The organism is Arthrobacter nitrophenolicus, assembly GCF_045833485.1.
Taxonomy (GTDB): Bacteria; Actinomycetota; Actinomycetes; order Actinomycetales; family Micrococcaceae; genus Arthrobacter; species Arthrobacter nitrophenolicus.
Window position 1 is genome coordinate 4,076,821 of the sequence record NZ_CP174504.1, and the last position, 23,877, is coordinate 4,100,697.

Sequence of the window (23,877 nt, forward strand, 5' to 3'; positions counted from 1 at the left end):
CTATGCCTCCGTCTTTCCGAGCAGGATCCGGGCTTCCGCAACCAGCGTGATGGAACCGGTCACCAAGACGCCGCCGGAGAGGTCGTCATTGGCTTCGGCCCGCTCCACGGCCCATTCAAGGGCGTCGTCAAGCTTCTCGGCGATGTGCACGTTGTCCTCGCCGAAGCCGAGGTCAACGGCAAGTTCGGCGAGTTCGGCAGCCGGAACGGCGCGCGGCGAGTTCGACTGCGTGAAGCAGTATTCCTCGGCAATGCCACCCAGGGATTCCTTGAGCTCGCGCAGGATCTCCTCGGCGTCCTTTTCCTTGAGCACGCCCACCACTGGAACAAGGCGGGTGAACGTGAAGGCCTCCTGCAGTGCGGCGGCTGACGCCTTGATGCCGTCCGGGTTGTGGGCGGCGTCGACGATGATGGTGGGCGCGGTACGCACCACTTCCAGCCGACCGGGGGACGTCACCCCGGCGAAGCCCTCCTGCAGCACTTCGAAGTTGAGTTCCTTTTCGCCGCCGAAGAACGCCTCCAGCGCGGCCACCGCCACGGCGGCGTTCTGGGCCTGGTGGGCACCGTGCAGGGGCACCAGGAGGTCCGGGTACCGGCCGGCGATGCCTTGGATGGTGACCATCTGGCCGCCGACCGCCACGGTCCGGGACTCGACGCCGAACTCCACGCCCTCGAAGCGGAACGGCACGCCCACTTCCTTGGCTTTCTCGAGGAGCACCTGCGCGGCGTCCAGCGGCTGCGCTGCGCTCACCAGGTAACCGCCCGGCTTGATGATGCCGGCCTTTTCCAGGGCGATGTCCCCGGGGGTGTCCCCCAGCAGGTCGGTGTGGTCCAGCGAAATCGGGGTGATGACCGAGACCTGGCCGTCGCCCACGTTCGTGGCGTCGGTGATGCCGCCAAGGCCCACCTCGATAATGGCCACGTTGACCGGCTGGTCCGCGAAGACGGCGAAGCCCAGGATGGTGAGGCACTCGAAGTACGTGAGGCGCGGCTGCCCCTCCGCTTCCAGTTCCGCGTCCACGATCTGCAGGTAGGGACGGATCTCATCCCAGATCCGGACGAACGTCTCGTCAGGGACCGGATGGCCGTCGATGCTGATCCGCTCGGTGACTTTGGACAGGTGCGGGCTGGTGTAGCGGCCGGTGCTCAGCCCGTGGGCGCGGAGGACGGCTTCGATCATGCGGGAGGTGGAGGTCTTGCCGTTGGTGCCCGTCACGTGAATGATCGGGTACGCCTTGTTGGGCTCACCCAGCACCTCCATGGCCCGGAAGAGCGGAGCCAGCCGGGGTTCCATCTTGTTTTCCGGTGCCCGGCCGAGCAGTTCGGCGTAGACACTTTCCACTGAGAAGTGATCGGTCATGTCCTAGGCCTCCACTTTTTCGACGGCGACGGCGGGCTCGGCCAGGTCGGCAGGCTCCGCGGCGAGGTCCACGGTCAGTGTTTCACCTTTGACCAGCTCCGCGTTCGCCAGCAGGGCGTCCACCACGTTTTGGGCTGCCGTCACCGTTGTGCGGATCCGGTCGCTGACGTTGAGTCCGGCGTCCTTACGGGCCTGCTGGATGGCGCGGACCATGTCGCGTGCCAGGCCTTCGGCTTCGAGCTCCGGGGTGACCTCAGTGTTGAGGACCACGAAGCCGCCGCCCGGAAGCACCGCCACGGAGGCCGATCCGCCGTCGGATTCCGCCACGACGGTTTCCAGCGTGTACTCCTGGGGTTCCAGCTGGAGCCCGCCCGCGGTCACCACGCCGGCGTCATCCACGGACCAGTCACCGGACTTGGAGCCCTTGATGGCCACCTGGACGTTCTTGCCCAGGCGGGGGCCGGCAGCGCGGGCGTTGACCACCAGCTTCTGCTGGATGCCGAACTCCTCGGGGGAGGCAGTGGCGGCGTCCAGCAGCCGGACCGAGCGGAGGTTGAGTTCGTCCGCGACGACGGCGGCGAAGCCTTCCAGCGCATCGGCCCCGGGTGCCACCACGGTGAGTTCCTGGAGTGGCAGGCGGACACGCAGGTTCGCTGCCTTCCGCAGGGAGGAACCGGTGGAGCAGATCTGCTGCACCCGGTCCATGGCCTCGACCAGGTCCGGGTTGGCCGGGAACTGTGCGGCGTCGGGCCAGTCAGCCAGGTGCACGGAGCGGCCGCCGGTGAGACCCCGCCAGATTTCTTCCGTCACCAGCGGCAGCAGCGACGCCGCCGCACGTGAGACAGCCTCCAGGGCGGTGTACAGGGCGTCGAAGGCGTCCCGGTCCTCGTCGAAGAAGCGCTGGCGGCTGCGGCGGACGTACCAGTTGGTCAGCATGTCCAGGTAGCCGCGGAGCTCGTCGCACGCGCCGGAGATGTCGTAGGTGTCCAGCTGCCCGGTCATGTTCCGCACCAGTTCGCCGGTGTTGGCGAGCAGGTACTGGTCCAGGGTGTCCGTGTACCCGTCGTAGCGCAGCTGCGCGTCATAGCCGGCGCCGCCGTTGGCGGCATTGGTGTAGAGCGTGAAGAAGCTGTACACGTTCCAGAGCGGCAGGATGACCTGCCGGACGCCGTCGCGGATGCCCTGCTCGGTGACGATCAGGTTGCCGCCGCGCAGGATGGGGCTGGACATCAGGAACCAGCGCATGGCGTCGGATCCGTCGCGGTCCAGCACTTCGGACACGTCCGGGTAGTTGCGCAGACTCTTGGACATCTTCTGCCCGTCGGAGCCGAGCACGATGCCGTGGCTGATGACGTTGCGGAACGCCGGCCGGTCGAACAGGGCCGTCGAAAGGATGTGCAGCATGTAGAACCAGCCGCGGGTTTGCCCGATGTACTCCACGATGAAGTCTGCCGGGTTGTGGGTGTCGAACCAGGCTTCGTTCTGGAACGGGTAATGCACCTGGCCGTAGGGCATGGAGCCGGAGTCGAACCAGACGTCCAGGACGTCCTCCACCCGGCGCATCACGGACCGGCCTTCTTCGGGCGTGCGCGGGTCGTCCGGGTTGGGCCGGGTCAGTTCGTCGATGAACGGACGGTGCAGGTCCACCTGGCCGTCCTGGTTCAGCGGCAGCCGGCCGAAGTCGGCCTCGATTTCCGCCAGCGAGCCGTAGACGTCGGTGCGGGGGTATTCGGGGTCGCTGGACTGCCACACCGGGATGGGGCTGCCCCAGTATCGGTTCCGGCTGATGGACCAGTCGCGGGCGTTTTCCAGCCACTTGCCGAACTGGCCGTCCTTGACGTTGCCGGGGATCCAGTTGATCTCCTGGTTCAGTTCGGACATCCGGTCCTTGAACTTGGTGACCTCCACGTACCAGGAGGAGACGGCGCGGTAGATCAGCGGGTTGCGACACCGCCAGCAGTGCGGGTAGCTGTGCTCGTAGCTTGCCTGCTTGACGAGCCGGCCCTGGGCGCGCAGGACCTGGGTGATGGGTTTGTTGGCCTCGAACACCTGCAGGCCCACAATGTCGTGGAGGTCGCCGTGCTTGAACAGAGGCAGGAATTTGGCGCCTTCATCCACGGAGAGGATGACCGGGATCCCGGCTTCCTCGCAGACCTTCTGGTCGTCCTCGCCGTAGGCGGGGGCCTGGTGCACGATGCCCGTGCCGTCGGTGGTGGTGACGTAATCGGCCACCAGGAAACGCCAGGCGTTCTCCATGCCGTACTTTTCGTTGTCGGCAAAGTCATGCCACAGCGGCTCGTAGGCCAGGCCCTCCAGTTCGGCACCGGTGTGCGTGGACACGACGGCGGCCTGGGCCGCTTCGAAGTCGTCGTAGCCCAGGTCCTTGGCATAGCTGCCCACCAGGTCGGCGGCCAGCAGGAAGCTGCCGGTGACGGGCGCGTCGGCGGATGCGGCCTTGATGCCGTTGGGACCGGCCGGCAGCACGGCGTAGGTGATGGCAGGCCCGACGGCGAGCGCGGCGTTGGTCGGCAGGGTCCAGGGCGTGGTGGTCCAGGCGAGCGCCTGGACGCCGGCAAGCTTCTGCGACAGCTCCGACTGTCCGGCGGTGATGGGGAACGTGACCGTGACGGTCTGGTCCTGCCGGTTCTTGTAGACGTCGTCGTCCATCCGGAGCTCGTGGTTGGACAGCGGCGTCTCGTCCTTCCAGCAGTAGGGAAGCACGCGGTAGCCGTTGTAGGTCAGGCCTTTCTCGTGCAGCTGCTTGAAAGCCCAGAGGACGGACTCCATGTACTCGACGTTGAGCGTTTTGTAGTCGTTGTCGAAGTCAACCCAGCGTGCCTGGCGGGTGACGTAGCTGCGCCATTCGTCGGCGTATTTCATGACGGATGCCCGGCAGGCGTCATTGAACTTGTCGATGCCCATGGCTTCGATCTGGGTCTTGTCCGTCATGCCCAGCTGCTTCATGGCTTCCAGTTCGGCGGGCAGCCCGTGGGTGTCCCAGCCGAAGCGGCGCTCAACGCGCTTGCCGCGCTGGGTCTGGTACCGGCCCACCAGGTCCTTGGCGTAGCCGGTGAGGAGGTGGCCGTAGTGCGGCAGGCCGTTGGCGAAGGGCGGGCCGTCGTAGAACACGAACTCGTTGCTGCCGGGTTCACCGCCGGGGGCGTCGGCGCTGCGCTGGTCGATGCTGGCCTGGAAGGTGCCGTCCTGGTCCCAGTACTTCAGGATGCGCTCTTCGATCTCCGGGAACTTCACGGAGGCGGACACAGCGGCACCGCCGCCGGACGACGCGCTGGTGGAAGTACTGGCCGAGGCCTTGGGGTAATACGTCATGTCGACATCCTGGGTTGAGCTTGGCGAACTGCCGGCTTGCGCCTTCTGTTCCGTTCAGGATGCGAGGACGGTTTCCGTGTTGTCCGCCGGACTCCACGCTCACCGCGGTACCACCTCACTTACCGCGTTGCGTGCTCCGGAAGGAACGTACGCGACGACGGCCACTCATTACTGCTGTGACGGGCTTACCCGTCCGGTTCTACTGGCGCGTGCCGGGATGCCAGGTTCGACAAGCCAGTCCGCGTGTTCTTCCGGAAGCTCACCGGTGATTGCCGGGTCATAGCCGGTTTCGATTCTACTATCCATCAGGCGCAGGTTTCCATTCAGCCCGCCCGCTTCCCGCCGGCAGTCCCTACAATCGGAGGCATGACTGACGCGGCCCCGGTCCCGCCCGCCCGGCGTCGTCGCGCCCGGGCCTTCCGCTGGGCCTCGGCAGCCTCCGTCGCTCCCGTGGCGCTGATTGGCCTGCTGCGCGCCATTCCCGCTGACTGGCCCGTGATGGCCGTCCAACTGCTGGCCTTTGTTCCCTGGTTCACGGTGCCGGCCGCCGTCGCGCTTCTGCTGTCCATTGCCGCGCGCAGCAGGCCGCTGCAGCTGGTGGCCGCGGCGCTTCTCGGTGTCCAGGTATTGTGGCTCTTTCCCCCGGCGGCCGCTTCGCCTGAAACAGCGCAGGCGGGCCAGCCGGTGGTGGAGGTGAAAGCCATGGCCATCAATGCCGGGCTGGGCCAGGCGGACGCCGCCGGCATCGTGGACCTGGTGCAGGAACACCAGGTGGACCTGCTGGTGGTGGCGGAATACACCCAGGAACTGGCGGACAGGTTGTCTGCGGCCGGCTTGCCTCGCCTGCTCCCCCACCAGGTGGCGCATCCCAGGGCCAGGGCCGCCGGCGCTGCCGTCTTCTCCTCGTTGTCGCTCCGGGAGGTGGGGATGGTGCCCGACAGCCCGTTCAGGATGCCCGTGGTCAGCGTCGACCTGTCGGCTGCCGGGCAGGAAGCGGCCCTGCGGGTAGTCGCCGTCCATACCCTCGCGCCCGTCAATGACGGCCTCGCTCAATGGCGCAGTGACCTCGCAGCATTGGACCGGATTGACGCCGGAGCCGGGCCGCTCCTGCTGGCGGGCGATTTCAACGCCACCCTCGACCACCGGGAGTTCCGGGACCTGCTGGCGGGGGACAGCCGGACGAGGCCGCTGGTGGATGTTTCCGCAGCCGCCGGAAGCCGGCTGGTCCCCACCTGGCCGATGCGCGGCTACTACCTTCCCGGGGTGACGCTGGACCATCTGGTCACGAGCCCGGACATCACGGGGTCTGGCTACTCGGTCCGCCGGGTTGCGGGCACGGACCACGCTGCCGTCCTGGCGGTGCTGGAGATCCGGCTGTCGTAGGCCTGGTCCTGCGGCCCCCGGGCTAGCCCTTGCGGATGAGCTTGTAGTTGGAGGCCTGGGCCACCGGCCGGATGACGATCTGGTCCAGGTTGACGTGGTGCGGGGCGCTGACGGCGTACCGGACGACGTCCGCAACGTCCCCGGCCGTCAGGGGCTTCTCCACTCCCTGGTAGACCTTGTCGGCCGCCTGCCGGTTCCCGAGCCTGTTGAGGGCGAACTCCTCGGTGTGGACCAGTCCAGGCGCAACTTCGATGACGCGGATGTTGTGTTCGGCTTCCTCCAGCCGGAGCGCCTCGGTCATGGCACGCTGGGCGTATTTGGCGGCGTTGTAGCCTCCGCCGCCTTCGTACGCGGCAAGGCCGGCGGTGGAGGTGAGGTTCAGCACCGTTCCTTCCCCGTGGGCGCGCAGCATGGGCAGGAAGGCGCGGGTCAGTTTCATGGTGCCCAGGACGTTCACCCGGTACATCCAGTCCCAGTCCTCCGTGCTGGCGTCCGCGATCCGGTCGGCGCCCCTGGCACCACCGGCAATGTTGACCAGGGTGTCGATGCCGCCCGCTTCGGTGACCTGGCTCAGCAGGCGGGACACGTCGTCGTCCGCGGAAATATCGGCGGGAATGGCGGTTGCCCCGGTTTCGGCCGCCAGCGCCTCGAGCCGGTCCGCCCGGCGGGCCACGGCGAAGACTGTCCATCCGCCGGATGCCAGGGCGCGCACCGCGGCTTCCCCGATCCCGCTGCTCGCGCCGGTCACCAAAGCTGCTTTCTTGTGCACATCGTCAGTCATGGCACCACCCTAGCCGCCTGCCGCCACGAACCTGGACCGGGGCAACACCGCTTCAGGTCAGTCCGGGTCAGGCGCGAGATAGTCGAGCAGGACGCGGGCGTGGTTTGCTTCGGTGTCGCGGGCAGCGTAAAGGAGCGTGACGCGGGGGTGGCGGGCGGCGAGGTCCAGCAGCTTTGCCACGGCGTGGTTCCCGTCAAGTTCATGGCGGTACTGTTCAGCGAATTCGGCAAAGCGTTCCCGGTGGTGCCCGAACTCCTTGCGGAGGCCGGTGGATGGTGCCACCTCCTTCAGCCACAGGTCAATGCCCGCGGCCTCCTTCGCCACCCCGCGGGGCCAAAGCCTGTCCACCAGGACCCGGTATCCGTCGTCGTCCGCCGGCGGATCGTAGATCCGTTTAACGGCGAAGCCGGCTCCTTTGGCACCCATGGGCGGCATGCTACTCCCCCGGCGGTTCTGTGCGAAGCAACGGAGCATGAAAGAATTGCCCAATGGCTGAAGACACGCAGGGTACAGACACGCCCATCACCGCCCCCATCAACGTTCCGGACAAGCCGGCCCTCGAGGGCCTCGAAGCTGCCCTGACGCAGCGCTGGCTGGCCGAGGGAACCTACAAGTTCGACCCCGACACCACCCGGAAACAGGTCTACTCGATCGACACTCCCCCACCCACCGCTTCGGGGTCGCTGCATGTGGGGCACATGTTCTCCTACACCCAGACCGACGTGCTGGCACGCTACCAGCGCATGACCGGCAAGAACGTCTTCTACCCCATGGGCTGGGACGACAACGGCCTGCCCACCGAACGCCGGGTGCAGAACTACTACGGCGTCCGTTGCGACCCCGCCATCCCCTACAACCCGGACTACCGCCCGCCGGCCCAGCCGGCCAAGAACCAGCGGGACTTCGACGTTGTCTCCCGCCGGAACTTCATCGAACTGTGTGAAGAGCTGGCAGTCGAGGACGAGAAGGTCTTTGAGAACCTGTTCCAGACACTGGGCCTGTCGGTTGACTGGAAACTGACGTACCGGACCATCGACGACAATTCGCGCGCCGCCTCCCAGCGCGCCTTCCTGGCCAACCTCGCTGCCGGCGACGCCTACATGGCCGAGGCGCCCACACTGTGGGACATCACCTTCCGGACCGCAGTGGCGCAGGCCGAACTCGAAGACCGCGAAGTGCCCGGCGCCTACTACCGCTACCCCTTCTTCACCGAGGACGGGGAGAAGATCTACATCGAGACCACCCGTCCGGAGCTGCTGGCTGCCTGCGCGGCGCTGGTGGCCAACCCCGACGACGAACGGTACCAGCCGCTGTTCGGCAAGAAGGTGACCTCCCCCGTATTCGGCGTCGAGGTCGAGGTCAAGGCGCACCCGCTCGCGAAGGCGGACAAGGGCTCCGGCATCGCCATGGTGTGCACCTTCGGCGACCTGACGGACGTCACCTGGTGGCGCGAACTGCAGCTGCCCACCCGCGCGATCGTGGGCCGTGACGGCCGGATCGTCGGGGAAACCCCGGAGTGGATTACCACCGACGCCGGCCGTGAGGCCTTCGCGAAGATCGCCGGCAAGACGGTCTTCAGCGCCAAGGAAGGCGTGGTGGAGCTCCTGGCCGCCGCGGACCTCCTGGAGGGTGAGCCGAAGAAGATCATGCACCCGGTGAACTTCTACGAGAAGGGCGACAAGCCGCTCGAGGTTGTCACCTCCCGGCAGTGGTACATCCGCAACGGCGGCCGCGATGAGGACCGCCGCGAACGGCTGATTGCGCGCGGCCACGAAATCGACTTCCACCCCTCCTTCATGCGCTCACGCTACGAGAACTGGATCTCGGGGCTCAACGGCGACTGGCTGGTCTCCCGGCAGCGCTTCTTCGGCGTGCCCATCCCCGTCTGGTACCCGCTGGACAGTGACGGCAACCCGAACTATGACGCACCCATCGTTCCCTCGGATGAGCAGCTCCCGGTGGACCCGATGGCAGACGCCGCCCCGGGATACGAGGAATCCCAGCGCGACGTGCCGGGCGGCTTCACCGGTGACGCCGACATCTTCGACACCTGGGCCACGTCCTCGCTGACTCCGCAGATTGTGGGCGGCTGGAGCCGCGACGAGGAACTCTTCGCCAAGGTCTACCCGTTCGACCTGCGCCCGCAGGGCCACGACATCATCCGGACCTGGCTCTTCTCCTCGGTGGTGCGTGCCGACGCACTGCAGAAGAACGCGCCGTGGAAGCACGCGGCGATCTCCGGCTGGATCCTGGACCCGGACCGCAAGAAGATGTCCAAGTCCAAGGGCAACGTGGTGGTTCCCACCGACGTCCTGGACGAGTACGGTTCCGATGCCGTCCGTTACTGGGCGGCCTCCGCCCGCCTGGGTGCGGACACCGCGTACGAGATTGCGCAGATGAAGATCGGCCGCCGCCTGGCCATCAAGCTGCTCAACGCTTCCAAGTTCGTCCTCAACCTCGGGGCCACGGAAAACTCGGTGCTCCGTGCGGACCTGTCCGTGCTCACCAACCCTCTGGACCGTGCATTACTGGCCCAGCTCGGCGAGGTAGTGCGGGAGTCCACCAAGGCGTTCAACAACTACGACTACGCCCGGGCGCTGCAGATCACCGAGAGCTTCTTCTGGCAGTTCACGGACGACTACGTCGAACTCATCAAGGACCGCGCCTACGGCGCGGCCGGCGAAGCAGAGCAGGCTTCGGTGCTGGCGGCCCTGGCCACCACCCTGGACACCCTGCTGCGGCTGTTCGCCCCGTTCCTGCCCTTCGCCACCGAGGAGGTGTGGAGCTGGTGGCGCAACGGCTCGGTCCACCGCGCCGAATGGCCCGCGGGGCTGGAGGTTCCCGGCGGGGACACCACCATGCTGGCCACGGTGGGACTCGCACTCAGCGGTGTCCGCAAGGCCAAGTCCGAGGCGAAGGTCAAGCAGCGCACCGAGGTGCTGTCCGCGACCATCACGGCGCCTGAAGCACTGACCGCTCAGTTGCAGGCCGGCCTGTCCGACCTGAAGGCGGCGTCCAACGCCCGGGACATCACCCTGGTGGCGGCCGACGGTGAGCTTACGGTCAACGGCGTGGACCTTGCCGTTACGGACGAGCCCGCCAAGGCCTAAGGCCGGGTTTTAAGGCCTGGGTCCGGATTCCGGACAAAGGGGAAGCCCCATCAGCGTTTTGCCGTTGGTGGGGCTTCGACTTTTCGGCCATCTGGTGACGACTTGATGGTCTGGCAGGATCCTGGGAAATTTCAGGTCTTCCTACCACGTCACTGGTAGCTTGTATCTGGCTTTGCCGATGGCTGCGTCAGATACATATCACTGAATCTTCGGTTCCTGCGTCCCGCTTCTTTCGAAGTGGGTAAGAACCATTGTTGTCCCGGCCGGGGGCATGCGCAAGGGCCCCGGGAGAACTACAAACGAGTAGTTTTCCCTAGGCCCTTTCCGCTGCGGGAGGCCAACGGTTCAGTCGAATTCCGGACGCTCCGTGCGGCTGCGCTTGAGCTCGAAGAAGTGCGGGTAGCCGGCCAGGACGGTGGTGGCGTCCCAGAGCCTGCCGGCCTCCTCGCTCCGCGGAATGCGGGTCAGGACGGGGCCAAAGAATGCGGTGCCGTTGATGGCCACCACGGGGGTTCCCACGTCCTGGCCCACCAGCGAAATGCCTTCCTCGTGGCTGGCGCGGAGCTGCGCGTCGTAGGCGTCGGTGGAGGCCGCTTCGGCCAAAGAGGCGGGCAGCCCGCATTCCGCCAGCGCCTTGGTGATGACGAGGCCGCGGTCCTTTTCGCCGCCGTCGTGGATCAGGGTGCCCATGGCGTCGTACAGGGCCTTAACGGTCTCCTGCCCGTGCTCCTGCTGGGCGGCGATGATGACGCGGACCAAGCCCCAGGCGTTGTCCATGGATTCCCGGTAGGACGGCTCCAGGTCGCGGCCCTCATTGAGCACGGCGAGGCTCATGACGTGCCACACCGTTTCGATGTCACGGACGCCCTCCACTTCCCCGATCCACCGGGACGTGATCCAGGCGAAGGGGCACAGCGGATCGAACCAGAAGTCGGCCTTGTTCTTGACGGTTTCAGGCATAGCAGGTCCTTCGGGTGGTGGCGGCTGCCCGCGCGGCAGCCACGGCTGGCAGGTGTTGCGGATCAGGCGGGGCGTCAGGCAGACTTACGCCGCTTGGCCGCGTGCGGAATCATGGTGGGTTCGGCATCCTTCAGCACAACGTCCGCGGTGATGACCACGCTGGCCACGTCCTCGCGGCTGGGAAGGTCGAACATGACCGGCAGCAGGACTTCCTCCAGGATCGCCCGCAGGCCCCGGGCGCCCGTGCCGCGTTCCAGCGCCTGGTCGGCGATGGCATCCAGCGCGGCGTCGTCAAAGACGAGTTCCACGCCATCAATCTGGAACATCTTCTGGTACTGCTTGACCAGGGCGTTCTTCGGCGTGGAGAGGATCTGGATCAGTGCCTCGCGGTCCAGGTTGGACACCGTGGTGATCACGGGGAGGCGGCCGATGAATTCAGGAATCAGGCCGAACTTGAGCAGGTCCTCCGGCATGACCTCGCCGTAGGAGTCCACCTTTTTGCTGGCTTCGTTGAGCGGTGCACCGAACCCGATCCCCTTGCGCCCGGACCGGGAGCCGATGATCTCTTCCAGGCCTGCGAACGCGCCGGCCACGATGAACAGCACGTTGGTGGTGTCGATCTGGATGAATTCCTGGTGCGGGTGCTTCCGGCCTCCCTGCGGCGGTACCGAGGCGACCGTGCCCTCGAGGATCTTTAGGAGTGCCTGCTGCACGCCTTCACCGGAAACGTCGCGGGTGATGGAAGGGTTTTCGCTCTTGCGGGAGATTTTGTCGATCTCGTCGATGTAGATAATGCCCTGTTCGGCCTTCTTGACATCGTAGTCCGCCGCTTGGATGAGCTTGAGGAGGATGTTCTCCACGTCCTCGCCCACGTAGCCGGCCTCGGTCAGGGCGGTGGCGTCGGCCACGGCGAACGGCACGTTCAGACGCCGGGCGAGGGTCTGGGCCAGGTAGGTCTTGCCGCAGCCGGTGGGGCCGATGAGCAGGATGTTGGACTTGGCGATCTCGACGTCGTCATGGTGTCCGCCGTCGGCCAGACTTCCGGACTTGGGTGCGTGCCCGGCCTGGATGCGCTTGTAGTGGTTGTAGACGGCGACGGCGAGGGAACGCTTGGCAGGCTCCTGGCCGATCACGTATTCCTGCAGGAAGTCGAAGATTTCGCGGGGCTTGGGCAGTTCGAAGCTGCCCAGGTCGGCGACTTCCGCGAGTTCCTCTTCGATGATTTCGTTGCACAGTTCAATGCACTCATCGCAGATGTACACCCCGGGCCCGGCAATGAGCTTGCGCACCTGCTTCTGGCTCTTTCCGCAGAAAGAGCACTTCAGCAGATCCGTGCTCTCGCCAATCCGAGCCATATGTGAACCCCTTAGTATCTTGCTGCCGAGCAGCCTTGCACGGTCGCTGGAATCATCACCAGCCTGCGAGGACCGGTTTGTGACAACATCCACTCTAGGTCACATTGGCTCCCAAGGGTGGAAGGAAAAGGCCGGTGGGGCCAAATGAACTGGCCCGCACCGGCGCTTTACGTACTGCTACCTCGTAATTGCCTGAGGCTTGATCTTGCGTGAGTCCAGGACCTGGTCGATCAGGCCGTAAGCCTGGGCCTCGTCCGCGGTGAGGATCTTGTCACGCTCGATATCGTTGTTGACCTGCTCGGACGTCCTGCCGGAGTGGCGGGCCAGGGTGTCCTCGAGCCAGGACCGCATGCGCATGACTTCCGCGGCCTGGATCTCGAGGTCCGAGGCCTGTCCGCCCTGGCCGCCGGAAAGGGCGGGCTGGTGGATCAGGACGCGGGCGTTCGGGAGGGCCAGGCGCTTGCCCGGGGTTCCGGCCGCGAGGAGGACTGCTGCGGCGCTGGCAGCCTGCCCCAGGCAGACGGTCTGGATTTCCGGGCGGATGTACTGCATGGTGTCGTAGATCGCCGTCATGGCGGTGAAGGAGCCGCCGGGCGAGTTGATGTATAGGGTGATGTCGCGGTCCGGGTCGGTGGACTCAAGGACCAGCAGCTGGGCCATGATGTCGTCCGCCGAGGCGTCGTCCACCTGCACGCCCAGGAAGATGATGCGGTCCTCGAACAGCTTGGTGTAGGGGTCCTGGCGCTTGAAGCCGTAAGGGGTGCGCTCCTCGAACTGGGGCAGGACGTAGCGGCTGGACGGAAGATTACCGGCGGACCACCCGAAGTTGTAGTTCATTTTCTGTTGCTCCTGATCTGAGTGTTCGTGGTGCCGGTTTAGTTCTCGGATGCCGGCTGGCTGCCGGAGCCGTTCGACGTTCCGCCGCCGCCGGAGACGGAGCCGGCGTGGGCGGCGATCTTGTCGAAGAAGCCGTACTCGAGCGCTTCGGTGGCGGTGAACCACTTGTCGCGGTCGTTGTCCTTGAGGATGGTTTCCACGGTCTGGCCGGTCTGCTCGGCGGTCAGTTCCGCCATGACCTTCTTCATGTGGAGGATCAGTTCCGCCTGGATCTTGATGTCCGACGCGGTGCCGCCGATGCCGCCGGACGGCTGGTGCATCAGGACGCGGGCGTTGGGGGTGGCGTAGCGTTTGCCCTTGGTGCCCGAGGACAGCAGGAACTGCCCCATGGAGGCGGCCAGGCCGGTGGCGACGGTGACGACGTCGTTGGGGATGAACTGCATGGTGTCGTAGATGGCCATGCCGGCCGTCACGGAGCCGCCCGGGGAGTTGATGTACAGGTAGATGTCCTTGTCCGGGTTTTCGGCGGACAGGAGGAGCAGCTGGGAGCAGATTGCGTTGGCGTTGTCATCGCGCACCTCCGAGCCAAGCCAGATGATCCGCTCCTTCAGCAGGCGGTTGTAAATGTAGTTGTCCTGGGCCGCGGGATCGACGGTCGCCATCCGGGGGGCCTCTGGGTGCTGTGACATGTTTACTTACCTCTCGCTGGTGACGGTGACATCACTGAAAATCACTACTTGGACACTAACCGGTTTCACCGACATTTTGTTCGCGCCCCGACGGCTGTTCGCTGACGGCGCACGCTGGGCGAACCTGGTGCGCCGGGACCCGGGCGGAACGCGAACGGCCCCCGGATCCGGTGATCCAGGGGCCGTTCATGCGTCGGGAAAGACTAGGCCTTTGCCTCGGCCTTGTCGTCCTCGGAAGCGGTCTCGGCGGTTTCCGCCTCCACAGCCTCGGCGTCTGCTGCCTCGGCCGCAGGAGCCTCTTCGCCGCCCGGGCGGACGAAGTCGCTGAGGTCAACGGCCTTGCCGTCGGTGTCGGTCACCTCGGCCTGGCCCAGGACAACGGCCAGCGCCTTGCGGCGGCGGACCTCGGAAACCATCATGGGGACCTGGCCGCTCTGATCGATGATCTGGGCGAACTGGTTGGGGTCCATGCCGTACTGGCTGGCGGTGGAGACGATGTAGTCGATCAGCTCGTTCTGGCTGACGTTGACTTCTTCCTTCTCGGCGATGGCGTCGAGGATGATCTCGTTCTGGAAGGCGCGCGCGGTGTTGGCGCGGACCTCTTCGCGGTGCTCCTCGGTGTCGTGCTCGCCTTCGCCGTGGCCGTTGCCCTCCTTGAAGTGGGCTTCGAGCTGCTCTTCGACGACGGAGTCCGGAACCGGCACCTCGACGAGTTCGACGAGCTTGTCCAGGACCTTGTCGCGGGCCTCGACGCCCTGCTCAACGATCTTGGAGTCGGCGGCCTGCTTGGCCAGGTCCTCGCGGAGTTCGGCCAGGGTGTCGAACTCGGACGCCAGCTGGGCGAAGTCGTCGTTGGCCTCAGGCAGCTCGCGCTCCTTGACGGCCTTGACCACAACCTTGACCTGGGACTCCTGGCCGGCGTGGTCGCCGCCCACCAGGGTGGTGTTGAAGATGGCGTCCTCGTCGGCGCTGAGGCCGGTGACTGCCTCATCGAGGCCTTCGAGCATGGTGCCGGAGCCAACCTGGTAGGACAGGCCGGATGCGGAGTCAACCTCTTCGCCGTCGATGGTGGCGGTGATGTCGATGGTGAGGAAGTCACCATCGGCAGCCGGGCGGTCAACGGACTTCAGCGTGCCGAAGCGGCCGCGCAGTTCATCCAGGGCCTTGTCCACGTCTTCTTCGGAGGACTCGGCAGCAGCGACCTCAACCTTGATGCCGGCGTAGTCCGGGAGTTCGATCTCGGGACGGACGTCGACCTCGGCAGCGAACTTCAGGCCGCCGTCGGTGGCGGAGGGGTCCGGGACCTCGGTGATTTCAACCTCGGGACGGCTCAGCGGGCGGATGCCGGATTCCTGCACGGCAGCCTGGTACCAGCCGTTGAGGCCTTCGTTGATGGCGGTCTCGAGGACGTAGCCGCGGCCGACGCGCTGGTCGATGAGCTTGGCGGGAACCTTGCCCTTACGGAAGCCAGGGACCTGGATCTGCGAAGCAACAGTCTTGTAAGCCGAGTCGATGCTGGGCTTCAGTTCCTCAAAGGGAACCTCAACGTTGAGCTTGACCCGCGTGGGGGTGAGGTTCTCGACAGCGCTCTTCACGGTCTAAGTACTCCTGGGTTTGTGGGATGGGTTTCTGCAAACGCAATGTTTTTGTCCAGGCCGTGTGGTCCGGGCCGCAGAGTCGGGGTGACAGGATTTGAACCTGCGACTTCCTGCTCCCAAAGCAGGCGCTCTAGCCAAGCTGAGCTACACCCCGTTAGTGCACAGGCAAGTCTACGGTGATACGCGCCGTGTTTGCACATTTGACACGTAGCCCATGGATTAGGTTTAGTTATATCCGGCTTGGACAGCCAGCCCGGAGTTTCCAACTGCTAATGTTGCAAATGGATCTTCCTTCGGGGACGTAGCTTAATGGTAAAGCCTCAGTCTTCCAAACTGATTACGCGGGTTCGATTCCCGTCGTCCCCTCCAAACCAAAAGGACCCCCGACCGGGGGTCCTTTTGCGTTAAGCCGAAAATTGCAGGGCCGTCCTGGGGCACTTTGGCGGCGCAGTTGCCCAATTCCCCGCCGGCGGCCGGCGTGTCCGTGTCAAAGTGCCCCGGGAAGGACGCAGGCAGGCCCCGCTACTCCTGCTGGCACGTGGGGCACCAGTACAGGTTGCGTCCGGCCAGGTCGGCCATCAGCACGACGGTGCGGCATACCCGGCAGGGCAGGCCGTGCCGCTTGTACACGAAATGGGCGTCCTCCCTGGAGGGGAAGCTGCTGCTCCTGGCCGGGACCGGCAGGCCGGCGGCGGCGGCTTTGGCGGCCGTCGTGCCATCGAGGGTCCAGTATTTTGGCGGCGTGGTGATGATGCGGCCGTCGGCCACGCCGTCGTTCATGAGGGCGACGACGTCGCGCCACAGCTTGCGCGCGGCGGTGTCCGGCACGGCGGAGCCTGGCAGCCACGGGTGCAGGCGCAGGCGGAACAGCACCTCGGCCCGGTACACATTGCCGATGCCGGCAATGATTTTCTGGTCCATCAGCAGCGCGGCCAGGGGTGTCTTGCGGCGCTGCAGGTTGGCGGCAAAGCGTCCGGCGTCGCCGCGCCGGTTGCGGAGGGGATCCGGGCCCAGCCTGGCCAGCACCGCCTCCGCTTCCGCGGCTGTAATGGTTTCACAGGTTGTCGCGCCGCGAAGGTCCGCCCAGCCGTGGCTGCTGGCGAGCCGGACCCGGACCGCGCCCACCGGGGCTGGAGGCCCGGCATAGGCGGCATCGGCGTCGTCATCCCCGTCCGCAAAGGCTTCCTGCTCCCCCACCCGGCGGGGCGCTCCAATGCTGGAGGCCCCGGTGAAGGTGCGGTCGCCGCCGAAGCTCCAGGCCCCGTACAGGCCCAGGTGGACGTGCAGGACCAGGGAGTTGTCGAAGTGCAGGAAGAGGTGCTTCCCGTGGGCTTCGGCGGTGAGCAGCGTGTGGCCGTCCAGGAGCGCCGCTCCCCCGCTGAACCTGCCCTGGGGGCTGGACACGGCAAGCCGCCGGCCCGCGAAAACGTCGCCGAACTGGCGGGCCAGGCGCCGGACTGAATGCCCCTCCGGCACTACTCGATGACCTCGCCGGTGGCCTCGTAAGCGGCGATCTTGCCGATCCTGCGGACGTGCCGTTCATCGTTGCTGAAAGGCTCGGCCAGGAAGGCTTCGATGAGCTCCGTGGCTTCCTCCACGGTGTGCTGGCGGCCGCCCACGGCCACCACGTTGGCGTCGTTGTGCTCGCGGGCCAGGGTGGCCGTGGAGTGGTTCCACGCCAGGGCTGCGCGGACGCCCTTGACCTTGTTGGCGGCGATCTGTTCGCCGTTGCCGGAGCCGCCCAGCACGATGCCCAGCGCGTGGACTCCTGCCTGCTGGTCCGCCACCACTGCGAGTGCTGCGTTGATGCAGAAGGACGGGTAGTCGTCCTGCGCGTCGTAGACCTTGGGGCCGTGGTCCACCACTTCGTAGCCCTTGGCGGTCAGGTGGGAAACCAGGTGGGCGCTGAGCTCCATGCCCGCGTGGTCGGTGGCGATGTGGACCCGCGGGAAGGCAGGGGTAGAGGTCACGAGCAGAATCCGTTCAGTTGGCGGCGCTGGCGGCCGGGCCCGGAGGAGCCGGCCGGTGGAATGACACGGACAAGGATACTAGGACTCCGCCGGACCGGGCTGCGGGGGTCCGCCGGCGCGACGTGCCCTGGCGGCCACCCGGGTCAGGACCTCTGCGAGCCGGGCCGCGGAAGCCTGGCTGCCGCTGCTGACGGCCAGTCGCTGGCCGTCAGCCTTGCGCACGACGACGGCGGGTCCGCTGCTGACCAGCATCGCCGCGGTTTCGCCGTGCTTCCGGTAGCCCCAGCCGCCATAGTCTGCCGCCCGGACGTCCGCCGCGCTGGCGGCAGTGATGGAGCCTGCCGGGATGTCCATCACCGGTACCACGCCGGCCAGCAGGACTTTCAGGCCGCCGCGGTCCGCTTTGACCCGGGCAAACAGGAACGCTGCGCCGAAGAAGGCCAGGACCACGAGCAGGATGCCAAGCCACGGCACGGCGATGGCGATCAGCGCCGCCGGGAACAGTGAGGCGATGCCGATCATGACGAAGACGGAACTCCTGGCATGGACCCACAGGCGCATGCTGTCCCGGGTCAGGTCCGGATCGAGCTCCGTGGCGATGGCGGCCTGGAGAGCCCGGTCGTCGTCCGGGGACCATTGCTGGTCCGCCTTGTACATGAAGCCCATGATGACGCCGAGGGACACGGCGGCTCCGCTGCCAAGGGCCAGGACGGTCAGGTCCACCCGCGATTCGCGCGCGTCCGCCAGTCCTGCCTGGCCAACAAGGCCGGCAGCGAGGGCACTGGTGATGAACAGCGTGAGGAAAAGCCCGGCGCCCATCATGATCCGCCGCATCACCACGGGACGACCCAGCGGCACGGCCTGGCAGAGGACCAGCCAGCCGAACACAACGATCATCAGGGCGCCCACCCCGACGTAGGCGCCGAACGGGGCGAACGCCGCGCCGCCGTCGTCCGTCCAGCGGATGGCAAGCGGCTCGGGAAGGTCACGCCGCAGCAGGAACGCGCAGAGGACGAACGCGCCGGCCAGGACAACCGGAAACCCGACGGCAAAGCGCAGGGCCTTGGCATCCACCGAATCCAGGAACTTACCCATGCCTTAACGCTACTCCGCACCGGCCGTTGCCGTGCCTGTGCAGCACGCGGGTGTGACGCGGGCAACGTACCGGGCCGGGCAATGCAAGAATGATCAGTGCCGGAGCTGGGTACCCCCACCTCCGCAGCCGCAACTTCTCTGGAGGTCCACTTGCCAGGCATGAACCTGACCCGCGCCGAAGCCCGTGAGCGCGCCGATCTGATCACGGTCGACTCCTATGACATCCACCTGGACCTGACAAAGGGCGGGGAGGTCTTCGGCAGCACCACCACCGTGAAATTCACGGCAAGGCCAGGATCGTCCACCTTCATCGACGCCGTGACGCGCACCGTGCATAGTGCCACCCTGAACGGCCGGGCCCTCGATCCTGCCGCCGTGGCCGACGGGGTGCGCATCCAGCTGCCGGACCTCCAGGAGCACAACGAGCTCACCGTCGTGGCGGATGCGCCCTACATGAACACCGGCGAGGGCCTGCACCGGTTCGTGGATCCTGTGGACAACGAGGTCTACCTGTACACCCAGTTCGAGGTTCCCGATTCCCGCAGGATGTTCGCCGTCTTCGAGCAGCCGGACCTGAAGGCAACCTTTGCGTTCACCGTCACGGCGCCGTCGCACTGGGATGTCATCTCCAACTCCCCCACTCCCCAGCCGTCCCCCGCAGCGCCCGGCGACGACGGCGGGGCCCGCTCAGTGTGGACGTTCGCCCCCACGCCCCGGCTGTCCTCCTACGTCACAGCCTTGATCGCCGGCCCCTACCAGTCGGTCCGCAGCGAAGTGTCCAGTTCCGACGGCCGGGTCATCCCGCTGGGGGTCTTTGCCCGGAAGTCGCTCATGCAGTACCTGGATGCGGACAACATCTTCGAGCTGACCCGGCAGGGCTTCGCATTCTTCGAGGAACAGTTCGGCTGCCCCTACCCCTTCGAAAAGTACGACCAGCTGTTCGTGCCTGAATTCAACGCCGGGGCCATGGAGAACGCGGGTGCCGTGACCATCCTGGAGGGCTACGTCTTCCGCAGCAAGGTCACCCAGGCGCAGGTTGAGCGCCGCGCGATCACCGTCCTGCACGAGCTGGCCCACATGTGGTTCGGCGACCTGGTGACCATGCGGTGGTGGAACGACCTGTGGCTCAACGAATCCTTCGCTGAGTACATGTCACACCTGGCTGCGGTGGAAGCCACCTCCTTCACGGGCGCCTGGACCACGTTCGCCTCGGTGGAGAAATCCTGGGCGTACCGGCAGGACCAGCTGCCCACCACCCACCCGATCTTTGCCGAGATCAATGACCTGCAGGACGTCGAGGTGAACTTCGACGGCATCACCTATGCCAAGGGTGCGTCCGTCCTCCGCCAGCTGGTGGCTTGGGTGGGGCCGGAGCAGTTCATGGCGGGCGTGCGGGAGTACTTCGCCAAGCATTCCTGGCAAAACACCGAACTGAGCGACCTGATGGTGGAGCTGGAGAAGGCCAGCGGCCGCGACCTGGACGACTGGGGCCGGCAATGGCTGGAAACCGCCGGTGTGAACACCCTCCGCCCTGAACTGGAAACAGATTCCGATGGCACCCTGCGGTCCTTCGCGATCGTGCAGTCCGCCGTGGAGGAGTGGCCCACCATCCGTCCCCACCGCCTCGCCGTGGGGTTCTACAACCTGAACGGCGCGGGAAAGCTCGAGCGGGTGCACCGCGAAGAGCTGGACGTCGACGGCGAACGCACGGACGTGCCCGGCCTGGTGGGCCTGGCCCGGCCGGACCTGATCCTGGTCAACGACGACGACCTCGCCTACGCGAAGGTGCGGCTGGACCCGGAGTCCCTGGCCACGGCGACGGCGCACCTGAAGGACTTCGCGGCGAGCCTGCCGCGGACCCTGGTCTGGAATTCCGCGTGGGACGCCGCCCGCGACGGCGAAACTCCTGCCCGCAAGTACGTGGAGCTGGTCCTGGCCAACGTGGCGGCGGAGTCCGACTCCTCGGTGATCCTGGTGCAGCTCCGCCAGCTGGCCACCACGCTGAACTTCTACGTGGCGGAGGAACACCGCGCAGCGGCCACCGTGGCAGCGGCCGACCGGTTGTGGACGCTCGCGTCCGGGGTCCCCGGCGGTTCCGACGCGCAGCTGCAGTTCGTGAAGTCCTTTGCCCTGCTCGCCAGCAGCCAGGAGCAGCTGGACAAGGTGGCCGGGCTGCTGGACGGCTCGGCGGTGCTGGAGGGACTGGCCGTGGACCAGGACCTGCGCTGGGAGCTGGTGGCTTCGCTGGTGGCCGGCGGCCGGATGGGGCAGGACGGGATCGACGCCGAACTGCAGCGCGACAACACCTCCAGCGGCCAGAACGCCGCGGCCCTGGCCAAGGCTGCGATCCCCACTCCCGAAGCGAAGGCGGCGGCGTGGGAGTCGATCGTGGTCAAGGGCGAACTGTCCAACGCACTGCAGGGGTCCGCTGTGAGCGGCTTCATGCGCGTCCATGACCGGTCGCTTCTTGAACCGTACGCGGAGAAGTACTTCGAGGCGGTGCCGGGCATAGTCGAGAGCCGGACGCACGCACTGGCGCAGCAGATCGTCGTCGGACTCTACCCGGCGCTGCTGACCACGCAGGCCACCATCGACCGAACGGACGGCTTCCTCGCAGCCCTGCCGCCCGGAAGCGCGGCGCTGCGGCGGATGATGCTGGAAAACCGCGACGGCGTCGCGCGCGCCCTTCGTGCCAGGGCCGCCGATGTGTAGCCGCACGCCGGCCGGAGGTGAATGATGGGCCTTTCCGAACACCACTACGAACTGGCGGTGCAGTGGACCGGCAACCTGGGTGACGGGACCACGTCCTACCGCGCCTACTCACGGGACCACGACATCATCATCCCCGGGCTGCCTGTCCTCAAGGGTTCCGCCGACCCGACGTTCCACGGCGACCGGGAACGGTACAACCCGGAACAGCTGCTCCTGGCCGCGCTGGCGCAGTGCCACATGCTTTCCTACCTGCATGTGGCCGTCAAGCACGGCGTGGTGGTGACGGACTACCGCGACGAAGCGACGGGGATGCTCCGGCTGAACCGGGACGGCAGCGGCCAGTTTGAGCGCGTGACGCTGCGCCCCCGGGTCACCCTCGCCGACGGCGGCCAGGCGGAGTTGGCCGCCCGGCTGCACCACGAGGCCAACCAGGTCTGCTTCATTGCCCGGAGCGTGAACTTCCCGGTGGAGCACGAACCTGTCACGGTGGTTGCCTAGCCTGCGAGGCTCGCCACCAGCCGGTCTTCCGTGGCGGGTGCCAGCCCGGCCCTGCGTGGCCGGTCCAGGCCCCGGCTGCGTTCGTCGAGCAGGGTGTCCGCCAGGGTTTCCTGCCAGGGCCGCAGGACCAGTCCTGCCGCTTTGGCGGCCTGGTTGCTGCGGGCCATGAAGCCGTCATGGCCGGGTGGAAGCCACAGCGGCAGCGAGTCCGGGCCGGACCAGTACTCCACGCCCTGCTGCGCCAGCCATTCTTCGCCAGCCGTGACGATCTGCCCACGATGGCCGGCAGCCGCCCGCGCCGCCTCGAGGAATTGTCCGAACGGCACTGTCTCCCCCACCGCGTTCAAAGCACCGGTGGTGCCTCGTTCCGCGGCCAGCAAAATCCAGCCGGCAAGGTCGCGGACGTCGATGACCTGCGTGGGGTACCCGCCGATGTCCGGGACGAGGACCGGTTTGTTGTCCCTGGCCAGGCGCGCCGGCCAGTAGCCGTAGCGGTCCGAGCCGTCGCCGGGGCCGCCAATCAGGCCTGCCCGGCAAAGGTGGGCCCTGCCGCCGGCGGCAGCAAGGGTGGCGTCCTCAATGGCCGCCTTCGATTCGCCGTAGTTTTCGGCAGTGGATTCCACACCCGGGTCCAGTGCCGGCAGGAGTGCCGCGTCCTCCGTTGCCCCGGGGACCGAGTGGTCCGCATAGACGGAGCAACTGGATACGAAAGTCCAGTGCGCCGCCCGGTCTGCGAGGCACGCCAGCGCGTCCCGGGCGAAGGCCGGGTTCCGGGCGACGTCGATGACGGCGTCCCACTCCCCCGACACGCCGCCATAGGCTTTCGCGCCCAGTGAACGGTCTGCCCGGATCCACTCGGCACCCGGCGGTGGCGGGCCCGCCGTTCCCCGCGCCAGGCAGGCAATCCGGTGGCCTGCGCCGGCTGCCTGGCGGACGATTTCTGCTGACAGGAAGGCGGTTCCGCCGAGGATGAGGATGCGCATTGCTCCACGCTACGGGGCTAGGGTTAAAGGAGAACAGAGCCGCGCTTCAAGGAGTTTTCCCACCTATGGTCAATATGTTGTCAGTCCTGCCGTCCGCCGCGTCCGATCCGGACGGCGTCAGTATCACGGGGATCGTGATCAGCCTCGGCGTGGGCGTTGCCGTGTGGCTGGTGGCGACGTTCGTTATTTCCCGCATCACGCGGCGGGTGGCGTCCGGCAGCAACTTCTTCAAGAACCGCACTTTCAAGTGGGTGGCCCCCGCGCTGCGTGCGCTGGACCATGAACGGCGCGTGCAGCGCGCCGAGACCATCGGGTCCCTGCTGAACAGCGTCGTGGGCGTGCTGGTGGTGGTCATCACCGGCATGTACGTGCTTCAGAACCTGGACATCAACATCGCCCCGCTGCTCACCAGCGTCGGAATCCTGGGTGTGGCCATCGGTTTCGGCGCCCAGCAGCTGATCCGCGACTTCCTGGCGGGCATTTTCATCACCATCGAGGACCAGTACGGGATCGGCGACGTGATCGAGACCAGCGAGGTGGTGGGCGTGGTTGAGTCGATGGGCCTGCGCATCACCCGCGTCCGGTCCGACGACGGCGCCATCTGGTACCTGCGCAACGGTGAAATCCTGCGCGTGGGCAACCGGTCGCAGGGAAACTACGTCCCGCTGCATGAGGGGCCGGACGGCACCACCGACCAGGGCTCGGACCACGGTGCCGAGAACACGAAGACAAACCAGAAAGCCGGAGAGTAGCCATGACGATTCCCGTTGAGCCCCAGCGGCCGCGCCAGCTGATGCAGAACGATCCCTTCAGCCAGCCCGGCTACACGGACAACTTCTACGACGCCGTCGGCGGCCACGACACGTTCGCCAAGCTCATCGATGTCTTTTACGACGGCGTGGCGACCGATCCGCTGCTGCGCCCGATGTACCCGGAAGAGGATCTGGGGCCGGCCAAGCGGCGGTTCCTGATGTTCCTGGAGCAGTACTGGGGCGGTCCCACCACCTACGGCGAGGAGCGCGGCCATCCGCGTCTCCGGATGCGCCACATGCCGTTCAAGGTGACGCCCGAGGCCAAGGACCGCTGGCTGTTCCACATGCGCAAGGCCGTGGACGCCCTGGAGCTGCCGCCCCTTTATGAAGGCACCCTGTGGGACTACATGGAGCGGGCAGCGCTGTCCATGATTAACAGCCCGTCCGGCCAGTAGGCGGTTCCTG

Annotated in this window: 19 protein-coding genes and 2 tRNA genes; 7 read left to right on the forward strand and 14 right to left on the reverse strand. The window is 66.6% G+C overall.

The window, feature by feature from the left end; translation table 11 throughout:
* Both ACJJV6_RS18850 and ileS read right to left on the reverse strand, forming a co-directional pair.
* Positions 1-1,359, reverse strand: a complete 1,359-nt coding sequence (locus ACJJV6_RS18850) for a bifunctional folylpolyglutamate synthase/dihydrofolate synthase (protein WP_407709551.1) — start codon at positions 1,357-1,359, stop codon at positions 1-3.
* Positions 1,360-1,362: 3 nt separating this feature from the next.
* Positions 1,363-4,689: an isoleucine--tRNA ligase gene (gene ileS, locus ACJJV6_RS18855; protein WP_407709552.1), complete on the reverse strand. Its 3,327-nt coding sequence runs from the start codon at positions 4,687-4,689 to the stop codon at positions 1,363-1,365.
* Positions 4,690-5,055: 366 nt separating this feature from the next.
* Between ileS and ACJJV6_RS18860 the strand changes: the two genes are divergently transcribed.
* Entirely contained in the window at positions 5,056-6,072 is a 1,017-nt protein-coding gene (locus tag ACJJV6_RS18860; protein WP_407709553.1) for an endonuclease/exonuclease/phosphatase family protein, read from the forward strand.
* 22 nt (positions 6,073-6,094) lie between these two features.
* Here the strand turns inward: ACJJV6_RS18860 and ACJJV6_RS18865 are convergent, their stop codons facing one another.
* Positions 6,095-6,853 (reverse strand): SDR family oxidoreductase, encoded by a 759-nt coding sequence (locus ACJJV6_RS18865; protein WP_407709554.1) that lies wholly within the window; start codon positions 6,851-6,853, stop codon positions 6,095-6,097.
* 57 nt (positions 6,854-6,910) lie between these two features.
* On the reverse strand, positions 6,911-7,279 hold the full coding sequence (locus ACJJV6_RS18870) for a DUF488 domain-containing protein (RefSeq protein WP_407709555.1): 369 nt from the start codon (positions 7,277-7,279) through the stop codon (positions 6,911-6,913).
* A 62-nt stretch (positions 7,280-7,341) separates the two neighbouring features.
* Here ACJJV6_RS18870 and valS point away from each other — a divergent pair, with 62 nt between their 5' ends.
* Positions 7,342-9,963 carry a valine--tRNA ligase gene (valS, locus tag ACJJV6_RS18875; protein WP_407709556.1) on the forward strand — a complete coding sequence of 874 codons (2,622 nt, stop codon included), beginning with the start codon at positions 7,342-7,344 and terminating at the stop codon, positions 9,961-9,963.
* Between the two features lie 345 nt (positions 9,964-10,308).
* Here the strand turns inward: valS and ACJJV6_RS18880 are convergent, their stop codons facing one another.
* The 6 genes from ACJJV6_RS18880 to ACJJV6_RS18905 all read right to left on the reverse strand — a co-directional run bounded on the left by ACJJV6_RS18880 (position 10,309) and on the right by ACJJV6_RS18905 (position 15,556).
* Positions 10,309-10,923 carry a DsbA family protein gene (locus tag ACJJV6_RS18880; RefSeq protein WP_407709557.1) on the reverse strand — a complete coding sequence of 205 codons (615 nt, stop codon included), beginning with the start codon at positions 10,921-10,923 and terminating at the stop codon, positions 10,309-10,311.
* 74 nt (positions 10,924-10,997) lie between these two features.
* On the reverse strand, positions 10,998-12,278 hold the full coding sequence (gene clpX, locus ACJJV6_RS18885; RefSeq protein WP_407709558.1) for an ATP-dependent Clp protease ATP-binding subunit ClpX: 1,281 nt from the start codon (positions 12,276-12,278) through the stop codon (positions 10,998-11,000).
* Positions 12,279-12,455: 177 nt separating this feature from the next.
* The gene (locus ACJJV6_RS18890; RefSeq protein ID WP_009372876.1) at positions 12,456-13,115 is read right to left on the reverse strand and encodes an ATP-dependent Clp protease proteolytic subunit; all 660 of its coding nucleotides are present in this window, start codon (positions 13,113-13,115) and stop codon (positions 12,456-12,458) included.
* A 38-nt stretch (positions 13,116-13,153) separates the two neighbouring features.
* On the reverse strand, positions 13,154-13,777 hold the full coding sequence (locus ACJJV6_RS18895; RefSeq protein WP_009372877.1) for an ATP-dependent Clp protease proteolytic subunit: 624 nt from the start codon (positions 13,775-13,777) through the stop codon (positions 13,154-13,156).
* 230 nt (positions 13,778-14,007) lie between these two features.
* On the reverse strand, positions 14,008-15,399 hold the full coding sequence (gene tig, locus ACJJV6_RS18900; protein WP_009372878.1) for a trigger factor: 1,392 nt from the start codon (positions 15,397-15,399) through the stop codon (positions 14,008-14,010).
* A gap of 82 nt (positions 15,400-15,481) precedes the next feature.
* Positions 15,482-15,556: transfer RNA gene (locus ACJJV6_RS18905), tRNA-Pro, on the reverse strand.
* Positions 15,557-15,697: 141 nt separating this feature from the next.
* On the opposite strand from ACJJV6_RS18905, the gene ACJJV6_RS18910 reads away from it, so the two are divergent.
* Positions 15,698-15,771: transfer RNA gene (locus ACJJV6_RS18910), tRNA-Gly, on the forward strand.
* A gap of 153 nt (positions 15,772-15,924) precedes the next feature.
* On the opposite strand, the gene ACJJV6_RS18915 is transcribed toward ACJJV6_RS18910, so the two are convergent.
* From ACJJV6_RS18915 to ACJJV6_RS18925, 3 genes are all read right to left on the reverse strand, one after another.
* Positions 15,925-16,878, reverse strand: coding sequence for an Fpg/Nei family DNA glycosylase (locus ACJJV6_RS18915; RefSeq protein WP_407709559.1), 954 nt, complete (start codon positions 16,876-16,878; stop codon positions 15,925-15,927).
* Positions 16,878-17,372: a ribose-5-phosphate isomerase gene (locus ACJJV6_RS18920; RefSeq protein WP_354176085.1), complete on the reverse strand. Its 495-nt coding sequence runs from the start codon at positions 17,370-17,372 to the stop codon at positions 16,878-16,880. Before ACJJV6_RS18920 ends, ACJJV6_RS18915 begins: the two co-directional genes overlap by 1 nt.
* Positions 17,373-17,450: 78 nt before the next feature.
* Positions 17,451-18,467 carry a hypothetical protein gene (locus tag ACJJV6_RS18925; protein WP_407709560.1) on the reverse strand — a complete coding sequence of 339 codons (1,017 nt, stop codon included), beginning with the start codon at positions 18,465-18,467 and terminating at the stop codon, positions 17,451-17,453.
* Between the two features lie 159 nt (positions 18,468-18,626).
* Here ACJJV6_RS18925 and pepN point away from each other — a divergent pair, with 159 nt between their 5' ends.
* Both pepN and ACJJV6_RS18935 read left to right on the forward strand, forming a co-directional pair.
* Entirely contained in the window at positions 18,627-21,179 is a 2,553-nt protein-coding gene (pepN, locus tag ACJJV6_RS18930) for an aminopeptidase N (protein ID WP_407710523.1), read from the forward strand.
* Positions 21,180-21,203: 24 nt separating this feature from the next.
* Entirely contained in the window at positions 21,204-21,677 is a 474-nt protein-coding gene (locus tag ACJJV6_RS18935) for an OsmC family protein (protein ID WP_133351871.1), read from the forward strand.
* Here the strand turns inward: ACJJV6_RS18935 and ACJJV6_RS18940 are convergent.
* Positions 21,674-22,660, reverse strand: a complete 987-nt coding sequence (locus ACJJV6_RS18940; RefSeq protein WP_407709561.1) for an NAD-dependent epimerase/dehydratase family protein — start codon at positions 22,658-22,660, stop codon at positions 21,674-21,676. The genes ACJJV6_RS18935 and ACJJV6_RS18940 overlap by 4 nt on opposite strands.
* 65 nt (positions 22,661-22,725) lie before the next feature.
* Here ACJJV6_RS18940 and ACJJV6_RS18945 point away from each other — a divergent pair, with 65 nt between their 5' ends.
* Both ACJJV6_RS18945 and ACJJV6_RS18950 read left to right on the forward strand, forming a co-directional pair.
* A complete protein-coding gene (locus ACJJV6_RS18945) occupies positions 22,726-23,412 on the forward strand; it encodes a mechanosensitive ion channel family protein (protein ID WP_407709562.1) in 687 nt (228 codons plus the stop codon).
* Positions 23,413-23,414: 2 nt separating this feature from the next.
* Positions 23,415-23,867 (forward strand): globin, encoded by a 453-nt coding sequence (locus ACJJV6_RS18950; RefSeq protein WP_009372883.1) that lies wholly within the window; start codon positions 23,415-23,417, stop codon positions 23,865-23,867.
* Positions 23,868-23,877 lie beyond the last annotated feature (10 nt).

Excerpts from the sequence above, each read along its gene's own strand:
- ACJJV6_RS18940 (WP_407709561.1), bottom strand. The coding sequence starts at position 22,660 with ATGCGCATCCTCATCCTCGGCGGAACCGCCTTCCTGTCAGCAGAAATC.
- ACJJV6_RS18880 (WP_407709557.1), bottom strand. The coding sequence starts at position 10,923 with ATGCCTGAAACCGTCAAGAACAAGGCCGACTTCTGGTTCGATCCGCTG.
- ileS (WP_407709552.1), bottom strand. The coding sequence starts at position 4,689 with ATGACGTATTACCCCAAGGCCTCGGCCAGTACTTCCACCAGCGCGTCG.
- clpX (WP_407709558.1), bottom strand. The coding sequence starts at position 12,278 with ATGGCTCGGATTGGCGAGAGCACGGATCTGCTGAAGTGCTCTTTCTGC.
- ACJJV6_RS18895 (WP_009372877.1), bottom strand. The coding sequence starts at position 13,777 with ATGGCGACCGTCGATCCCGCGGCCCAGGACAACTACATTTACAACCGC.
- ACJJV6_RS18890 (WP_009372876.1), bottom strand. The coding sequence starts at position 13,115 with ATGAACTACAACTTCGGGTGGTCCGCCGGTAATCTTCCGTCCAGCCGC.
- valS (WP_407709556.1), top strand. The coding sequence starts at position 7,342 with ATGGCTGAAGACACGCAGGGTACAGACACGCCCATCACCGCCCCCATC.
- ACJJV6_RS18860 (WP_407709553.1), top strand. The coding sequence starts at position 5,056 with ATGACTGACGCGGCCCCGGTCCCGCCCGCCCGGCGTCGTCGCGCCCGG.
- ACJJV6_RS18925 (WP_407709560.1), bottom strand. The coding sequence starts at position 18,467 with ATGGGTAAGTTCCTGGATTCGGTGGATGCCAAGGCCCTGCGCTTTGCC.
- ACJJV6_RS18870 (WP_407709555.1), bottom strand. The coding sequence starts at position 7,279 with ATGGGTGCCAAAGGAGCCGGCTTCGCCGTTAAACGGATCTACGATCCG.
- ACJJV6_RS18850 (WP_407709551.1), bottom strand. The coding sequence starts at position 1,359 with ATGACCGATCACTTCTCAGTGGAAAGTGTCTACGCCGAACTGCTCGGC.
- pepN (WP_407710523.1), top strand. The coding sequence starts at position 18,627 with ATGAACCTGACCCGCGCCGAAGCCCGTGAGCGCGCCGATCTGATCACG.
- ACJJV6_RS18950 (WP_009372883.1), top strand. The coding sequence starts at position 23,415 with ATGACGATTCCCGTTGAGCCCCAGCGGCCGCGCCAGCTGATGCAGAAC.
- ACJJV6_RS18945 (WP_407709562.1), top strand. The coding sequence starts at position 22,726 with ATGGTCAATATGTTGTCAGTCCTGCCGTCCGCCGCGTCCGATCCGGAC.
- ACJJV6_RS18935 (WP_133351871.1), top strand. The coding sequence starts at position 21,204 with ATGGGCCTTTCCGAACACCACTACGAACTGGCGGTGCAGTGGACCGGC.
- ACJJV6_RS18865 (WP_407709554.1), bottom strand. The coding sequence starts at position 6,853 with ATGACTGACGATGTGCACAAGAAAGCAGCTTTGGTGACCGGCGCGAGC.